Source organism: Streptomyces sp. URMC 127 (assembly GCF_051386535.1).
In the GTDB taxonomy this organism is placed as follows: Bacteria; Actinomycetota; Actinomycetes; order Streptomycetales; family Streptomycetaceae; genus Streptomyces.
Map to the genome: position 1 here is coordinate 1 of NZ_JBPQTW010000277.1, position 7,549 is coordinate 7,549.

General features: G+C 71.5%; 5 protein-coding genes. 2 read left to right on the top strand and 3 right to left on the bottom strand.

The window, feature by feature from the left end:
• Nucleotides 1-244: 244 nt before the first annotated feature.
• On the top strand, nucleotides 245-2,005 hold the full coding sequence (thiC, locus tag ACSNOH_RS31745) for a phosphomethylpyrimidine synthase ThiC (RefSeq protein ID WP_436724909.1): 1,761 nt from the start codon (nucleotides 245-247) through the stop codon (nucleotides 2,003-2,005).
• A gap of 40 nt (nucleotides 2,006-2,045) precedes the next feature.
• Here the strand turns inward: thiC and ACSNOH_RS31750 are convergent, their stop codons facing one another.
• The 3 genes from ACSNOH_RS31750 to ACSNOH_RS31760 form a co-directional block, all read right to left on the bottom strand.
• Nucleotides 2,046-2,984, bottom strand: coding sequence for a hypothetical protein (locus tag ACSNOH_RS31750; protein WP_436724910.1), 939 nt, complete (start codon nucleotides 2,982-2,984; stop codon nucleotides 2,046-2,048).
• 182 nt (nucleotides 2,985-3,166) lie between these two features.
• Nucleotides 3,167-4,276 (bottom strand): metallophosphoesterase, encoded by a 1,110-nt coding sequence (locus tag ACSNOH_RS31755; RefSeq protein ID WP_436724911.1) that lies wholly within the window; start codon nucleotides 4,274-4,276, stop codon nucleotides 3,167-3,169.
• Between the two features lie 425 nt (nucleotides 4,277-4,701).
• Nucleotides 4,702-5,811, bottom strand: a complete 1,110-nt coding sequence (locus tag ACSNOH_RS31760; protein WP_120755061.1) for a LacI family DNA-binding transcriptional regulator — start codon at nucleotides 5,809-5,811, stop codon at nucleotides 4,702-4,704.
• Between the two features lie 516 nt (nucleotides 5,812-6,327).
• Here ACSNOH_RS31760 and hisC point away from each other — a divergent pair.
• Entirely contained in the window at nucleotides 6,328-7,407 is a 1,080-nt protein-coding gene (gene hisC, locus ACSNOH_RS31765; protein WP_436724912.1) for a histidinol-phosphate transaminase, read from the top strand.
• The last annotated feature ends 142 nt before the right edge of the window (nucleotides 7,408-7,549 follow it).

Genomic DNA, 7,549 nt, shown 5'->3' on the forward strand with positions numbered 1-7,549 from the left:
CGCACACGGCCATGCCCACGCGCACGGTCATGGCCACAGCCACGGTCACGCCCGCATCATCGCAAGCCCCCCTGGCCCTCCGGACAGGAGAGGCGCTAGCGTGGTGGCACCTTTGCAATCGCGGGAGCTCGGAGCACCGGGCTGAGAGGGCGCTGACCTCCGTACGGGAAGTGCGTACGGAAGACCGCTGCGTCGACCGCCGAACCTGTTACCGGGTAATGCCGGCGTAGGGAGTTCTGGTCTCATGACCTCGCAGGATGCACGCACGTCCGAATCCGGCCGGGAGATCGGCTGGCACAAGGACTACGTGACCGGCTCGCGTCCGGACCTTCGGGTGCCGGTCCGGCGGGTCCATCTCACCAATGGGCAGGACGTGCAGCTGTACGACACCTCCGGCCCGTACACCGACCCGGCGATCGAGACGGACGTCCGGCGCGGCCTCCAGCCGCTCCGGGAGAACTGGATCATCGGCCGTGGTGACACCGAGGAGTACGCCGGGCGCCCGATGCGCCCGGAGGACGACGGCATCAAGCACACCTCGCCGCGCGGGGGGCTGAAGAACCTCGACGCGGTCTTCCCCGGCCGCCCGCGCCAGCCCCGCCGGGGCCGCGGCGGACGGGCCGTCACCCAGCTCGCGTACGCCCGCCGCGGTGAGATCACCGAGGAGATGGAGTACGTGGCCCTCCGGGAGAACGTTTCTCCCGAGACCGTCCGCGAGGAGATCGCGGCGGGCCGGGCGGTCCTCCCGGCCAATGTGAACCACCCGGAGATCGAGCCGATGATCATCGGCAAGAAGTTCCTGGTGAAGGTGAACGCCAACATCGGCAACTCCGCCGTCACCTCCTCCATCGAGGAGGAGGTGGAGAAGATGACGTGGGCCACCCGCTGGGGCGCCGACACCGTCATGGACCTCTCCACCGGCCGCAACATCCACACCACGCGCGAGTGGGTGCTGCGCAACTCCCCCGTGCCGATCGGCACCGTGCCGCTCTACCAGGCCCTGGAGAAGGTCGACGGCAAGGCCGAGGAGCTCACCTGGGAGATCTACAAGGACACGGTCATCGAGCAGGCCGAGCAGGGCGTCGACTACATGACCGTGCACGCGGGCGTGCTGCTCCGGTACGTCCCGCTGACCGCCCGCCGCAAGACGGGCATCGTCTCCCGCGGAGGATCGATCATGGCCGCGTGGTGCCTGGCGCACCACAAGGAATCGTTCCTCTACGAGAACTTCGAGGAGCTCTGCGAGATCCTCGCGGCCTACGACGTGACGTACTCGCTCGGCGACGGCCTGCGCCCCGGCTCCATCGCGGACGCCAACGACGAGGCGCAGTTCGCCGAGCTGAAGACGCTCGGCGAGCTCAACACCATCGCCAAGCGGCACAACGTCCAGACGATGATCGAGGGCCCGGGCCACGTCCCGATGCACAAGATCAAGGAGAACATCGACCTCCAGCAGGAGATCTGCGAGGAGGCGCCGTTCTACACCCTCGGCCCGCTGACGACGGACGTCGCACCCGCGTACGACCACATCACGTCGGGCATCGGCGCCGCGATGATCGCCTGGTGGGGCACGGCGATGCTCTGCTACGTCACGCCCAAGGAGCACCTGGGCCTGCCGGACCGGGACGACGTCAAGACCGGTGTGATCACCTACAAGATCGCCGCCCATGCCGCGGACCTCGCCAAGGGCCACCCCGGGGCGCAGGAATGGGACGACGCGCTCTCGGACGCCCGCTTCGAATTCCGCTGGGAGGACCAGTTCAACCTGGCCCTCGACCCGGAGACGGCGCGGGCCTTCCACGACGAGACGCTGCCCGCCGAGCCCGCGAAGACCGCGCATTTCTGTTCGATGTGCGGGCCCAAGTTCTGCTCGATGAAGATCTCTCAGGACATCCGGCGCGAGCACGGCGGTGACCTGGCCCTCGACCCCGAGGCCGGGATGGCGGAGAAGTCGAAGGAGTTCGCGGCGGCGGGCAACCGCGTCTACCTGCCGATCGCGGACTGAGCGCGGGGACCGAAGAGCTCCCGGACCGCCGCCCGGACCCTCACTCCGGGCGGCGGTCCGGGCTTCCGTATTCGGGGCCGGTGAAGTCGGGGCTCGTGTAGCCGGCGCGGCCGCCGGAGGACGATTCGCCGTCGGGGCTGGTGAACCCGGGCCGGGAGTACCCCAGCTGGGGCGTACGGCCGCTGCCCTCGCGGCGCCGGGGGACGAACGAGGCGGAATGACCGGCGCCGGAACCCGGCCTGCCCGGGCCCGACCCCGGCTTCGGCTCCGCCTCCCCGGGAGCATTGGCCAGGGCATCGCGGACAAAGGGCAGCAGCCCGCGGTGGATCAGGGCCTGCCGCCACGCCTCTCTGGCGCGGTCCGTGTCCTCCCGGATGTGCACCCCTCGCGCATCACTCCCCTCGGAGGAGCCGTTGCGCAACGCCGTCAGGACGATGCCGACCATGGCGATGAACGCGCCGGCGGCCGTGAGCCCGGCGAACCACCAGCCCACGTTCACCATCGGATCCGCGACGGCGCTGTCCGAGCCGACGGAGCGCAGGACGTAGCCGATGGCCAGGAAGATCAGCGCGGCGATACCGGCGAGGACCGGAGCCAGCACGGCGAGCACCGCTCCGGCACCCGCGCCCGAGGATTCCTCCGGCTCCCCGTCCGGTGCGGCGGGGGCGGCCGCGCCGGGCGAAGCGCTTTCCTCATCCGGAGCGCCCTCGTCATCCGGGGACCGGGGGCGTTCCGTGGCGGAGAGCGCGCGCAGTGCGTCGCGCGCCCTTACGTAGTTCTGGTATTCGACGGCCGCGCATGCCGTGATGGCGGACATGGATTCGAGCGCCATGTCGCGCAGCTGTTCTGTATTGAGCCGCTGTCCTATCGCTGCGGCAAGTTCCGGGTCATGGTTCGCGGTACGCAGCGCCTGGTCGAGAACCCGCTCGAATTCCGGGCGGTCCTCGGCCAGCAGATGCGGAGCGCTGTTCATGTGCATCCCCCGATGCTCCGTAGGGCCGTGTAGCCGGCTTACACCGGGCAGTGGGCGGAAACGGAGGAGAGCCTGCTACGGATAAGCCGATGGTAGAGCCGTACCGGCGCGGGGTGACAGCGTGTTTCCCGAATTACCCCCGCGGCGGTGGAACTCCCTACCTGCCCGCCCGTCTGCCCGCTGAACCCTCAGTCAGCCAGGGGAAGTTGCACGACCAGCAGTTTTCCGGCCATCGTGACGCCGCCGTCCATGGCGAGCGCGAGCCCGTCCGCGTACAGGTGCGGGCCGTCCACCAGCGGCGCTCCGTCGTCCTCGGCGTCCGCATCCTCCGTGCCGACCTCTCCCAGGAGGTAGGGGATGGGGCTGTGGCCGTGCACGATCCGGCCACCGCCGTAGGTGCTCAGCAGCTCCCGCACGGCCATCGGGCCCGCCTCCTCGTCGCGGAAGGCGAAGCGCTTGGTGAACTTCCGGAAGAGGTCCCAGACCTCGTCCGGGTCGTTGCGCTGCAGGGCCTCGGTGATCGCGTCGTTGACGTCCTCGATGGAGTCGCCGAACTCCAGGTAGGCGGTGGTGTCGGAGTGCACCAGGAGGTGCCCGTCCTCCTCGGCCATGGCGTCGAGCCGCGACATCCACTGCAGGTGGTGGTCCTCCAGGCGCTCCATGTCGGAGCGCTGGCCGCCGTTGAGCAGCCAGGCCGCCTGGAAGGAGGCGGTACCGGCGCCGGAGTTCACCGGCGTGTCGGCGAACCGCTTCGCGCCGATGATCAGCAGCTCGTGGTTGCCCATGAGCGCCTTGCAGTAGCCGCCGGCGGCCGCGGCCTCGGCCGACAGCCGCATGACGAGGTCGATCACGCCCACGCCGTCCGGGCCGCGGTCGGTGAAGTCGCCGAGGAACCACAGGCGGGCGTTGCCGGCGGCCCAGTGGCCCGTCTCGTCGATCAGCCCCTCGGCCTGCAGCGCCTCGTAGAGCTCGTCGAGATAGCCGTGGACGTCGCCCACCACGTAGAGCGGGCCCAGGGCGGGGTGCTGGGGGGCCGGCGGGTGCGGGTCGGTCAGCGGGGTCAGCTCGACCGTCGGGACGTCCTGGGGGACCGTCCGGCGGGCGTGGCCGATCACCGGCAGGTCGCGCGCGGTCGGGGTGTAGCCGTCGGGAGCGTCCATCGGCGGCTGCACGGGGGGCGCGGACTGGGCGTACGGCGACACGGGGCCATGGGCCGCGGGAGGCGCGGCGTAGCCGGGGAAGGGCGGGATGCCCGCCGTGTGCCGTGCCGCGGGTCCTTGACCGGCCCCCTGAGTCATCGACCCCTCCACCATTGCGCCGCCGTGCACCTTGTGGACCTTGCCTGGTCGACGGCGGTCCGTGGTGTCGTGCGCCCATCATAGGAATGACCGTCGCGGCTTGTGACGCACCAGGGGCCGCGAATCGGGGCAGGAGAGTGCGCACGACGGGTTTTTCTCCCCAATTGAGCCATTCGCCCAGCGGCTGTGCGCCCTCCGAGCGCCCCCTGACGGCCGGGTGAAGGCGGTGGAGGTGGCGAACGGCGCGTTGACCGCCCGGGAGCGGGCGCGCCCGGGCCGGACGGCGGCGCGGGCGCGGCGTGCCGCCCGCCCCGGCACTCCCCGGTGCGGTCCCGCCGTGCCGCTCGCCGTCGCCCGCCCTTGCCGCCGGGCCCTCCGGCCCCGGGCGTGCCCGGATCAGGCGTGCCGGGATCAGGCGTGCCGGATCAGACGGCGGGGCCGCGCGGCGGGCTGACCGTGGTGCGCGGCGGGCGGCGCTGCGAGGAGGTGCGGACGATCAGCTCGGTCGGTATCACCTGCTCGACCGGCCGGCCGCTGTCCAGCCCCTCGATGGCGTCGATGAGCAGCTGGACGACCGCGGTGCCGATGCGCCGCGGCTTGAGGGAGAGCGTGGTGATGGGCGGCTCGGTGGTGGCGTAGACCGTCGACTCGCTGCAGCACACCAGCAGCAGGTCGTCCGGGACGCGCAGCCCGTAGCGGCGGGCGGCGGCGAGCAGGTCGGTGCCGTTGGGGTCGAAGAGGCCGTAGACGGCGTCGGGCCGGTCGGGGCGGGCGAGCAGCCGGTCGGCCGCCACGGCGCCGGCGCAGGGGTCGTGGGCGGGGTACTTCTCGTAGACCGGGTCCTGCCCGACCCGCTCGCACCAGTGCAGGTAGGCGTGGGTGGAGAGGCGGGTGTACGTGTCGGTGCTCGTCCCCGTCAGCAGGCCGATGCGGCGCGCGCCGGCGGCGGCGAGGTGGTCGAGGATGCCGAGGACGGCGGCCTCGTGGTCGTTGTCCACCCAGGCGGTGACGGGGAGGGTGCCGGCGGGGCGCCCGTCGGAGACGACGGGGATGCCCTGGCGGACGAGGTCGGAGACCACGGGGTCGTGGTCGGAGGGGTCGATGACGACCGTGCCGTCGAGCGCCACGTTGGACCACACGTCGTGGCGGGAGGTGGCCGGGAGGATGACCAGGGCGTAGCCGCGGGCCAGCGCGGCGGAGGTGGCGGCGCGCGCCATCTCGGCGAAGTAGGCGAACTCGGTGAAGGTGAAAGGTTCATCCCCGTACGTGGTCACCGTCAGGCCGATGAGCCCCGACTTGCCCGTACGGAGGGTGCGGGCCGCGGCGGACGGGCGATAGCCCAGCCGGTCGGCGACCTCGCGGACATGGCGGCGGGTCGCGTCCGGTAGCCGGCCCTTGCCGTTGAGCGCGTCGGAGACGGTCGTGATCGAAACCCCGGCGGCGGCGGCCACGTCGCGGATGCCCGCGCGTCCATGCCGGCTGCCCCTGCGGGATGGTTCCGCCCGGCTCACCTGATGCTTCCCTGCTGCTGTCATGGCGAGCCGATAGTAGGGCTCGGGTGGTCCGTTGGCAGGGCGGCATATTCGACTGTTGACAGAGACGTTTCTGCAAGTGGAATTTCCTGCAATGACCATGGAAACGCAGTCAGTTGAGGGTGCTGAGGGTAGGCCGTTGGCCTGTGGCATATCCGCACCTGGTGAATGGTCCAGGTCTCGAAGAGGTCTCAACTCACCTTCATGGGGGATGCGCGCCACGGCGCCCGCCACCGGCGCGCGGCATTTTTCGGAAGCGCTCCCCCCGATTCCGGAGGGAAGGGCGGCCGGGGCAATTGGGGAGGCCGGGCGGGACGGTCGGACGGGTAGCCGGGGCCGGTGGCGGGAGGGTGATCCGGTGGGAAAGGGACCGGCGGCCGGGTGGGAACGGGCCGGCGGGCGAGTGGCCGGGCTCACTCCCGGGTCCGGGCCCGGCAGCGGACGCGACTCTGGACGCGGGCCCGGTGAATCCTCTTAAGGTGTGCAGTATTCATGTCCGCTATTCGTGGAGGACCTGCGGTGACCGAGAACACCCCGAAGCTGCGCGCCGCGCTGGACGACGTGCCCACCTACAAGCCGGGCAAGCCCGCCGCCGCCGACGGCCCGGTCGCCTTCAAGCTGTCCTCCAACGAGAACCCGTATCCGCCGCTGCCGGGCGTGCTGGAGCGGGCCGTCGCCGCGGCCGGCTCCCTCAACCGCTACCCCGACATGGCGTGCGCCGGCCTGATGGCCGAGCTGGCCGAGCGCTTCTCCGTGCCGCTGACGCACCTCGCCACCGGCACCGGCTCGGTGGGCGTGGCCCAGCAGCTGGTGCAGGCCACGGCCGGCCCCGGCGACGAGGTGATCTACGCCTGGCGGTCCTTCGAGGCGTACCCGATCATCACCCAGGTCTCCGGCGCCACTCCGGTGCAGGTCCCGCTGACCGGTGACGAGGTCCACGACCTGGAGGCGATGCTGGCGGCGATCACCGACCGAACCCGCCTGATCTTCGTCTGCAACCCCAACAACCCCACGGGCACCGTGGTGCACCGGGCCGAGCTGGAGTCCTTCCTGGACCGGGTGCCCTCCGACATCCTGGTGGTGCTCGACGAGGCGTACATCGAGTTCGTGCGCGACCCGGAGTTCCCCAACGGGCTCGAGCTCTACCGCGACCGGCCGAACGTCTGCGTGCTGCGCACGTTCTCCAAGGCCTACGGCTTGGCGGGGCTCCGGGTGGGCTTCGCGGTGGCGCACGAGCCGGTGGCCGCGGCGCTGCGCAAGACGGCCGTCCCGTTCGGCGTGAGCCACATCGCGCAGGAGGCGGCCGTCGCGTCGCTGCGCAGCGAGGACGCCCTGCGCGAGCGGGTCGACGCGCTGGTGGCGGAGCGGGCGCGGGTCGTGGAGGGGCTGACGGCCCAGGGCTGGACGCCGGCGGTGACGCAGGCGAACTTCGTGTGGCTGCGGCTGGGCGAGCGGACGCTCGACTTCGCGCAGGCGTGTGAGCGGGCCGGGGTGATCGTGCGGCCGTTCCCGGGTGAGGGAGTGCGGGTGACGATCGGCGAGACCGAGGGGAACGACATCTTCCTGCAGGCGGCGCAGGAGTTCCGCAAGGAGCTCTGACCTGTCGGCTCTGACCTGCCGGCTCTGATCTGTCGGCGGACTGGCTGGCCGGCTGACCGGCTGAGCGACCGGTCGGCTGCCCGGAGCGCGCGACGAACGCCGCATGCCCTGCCACGGGCATGCGGCGTTCGTGCGTCAGGGG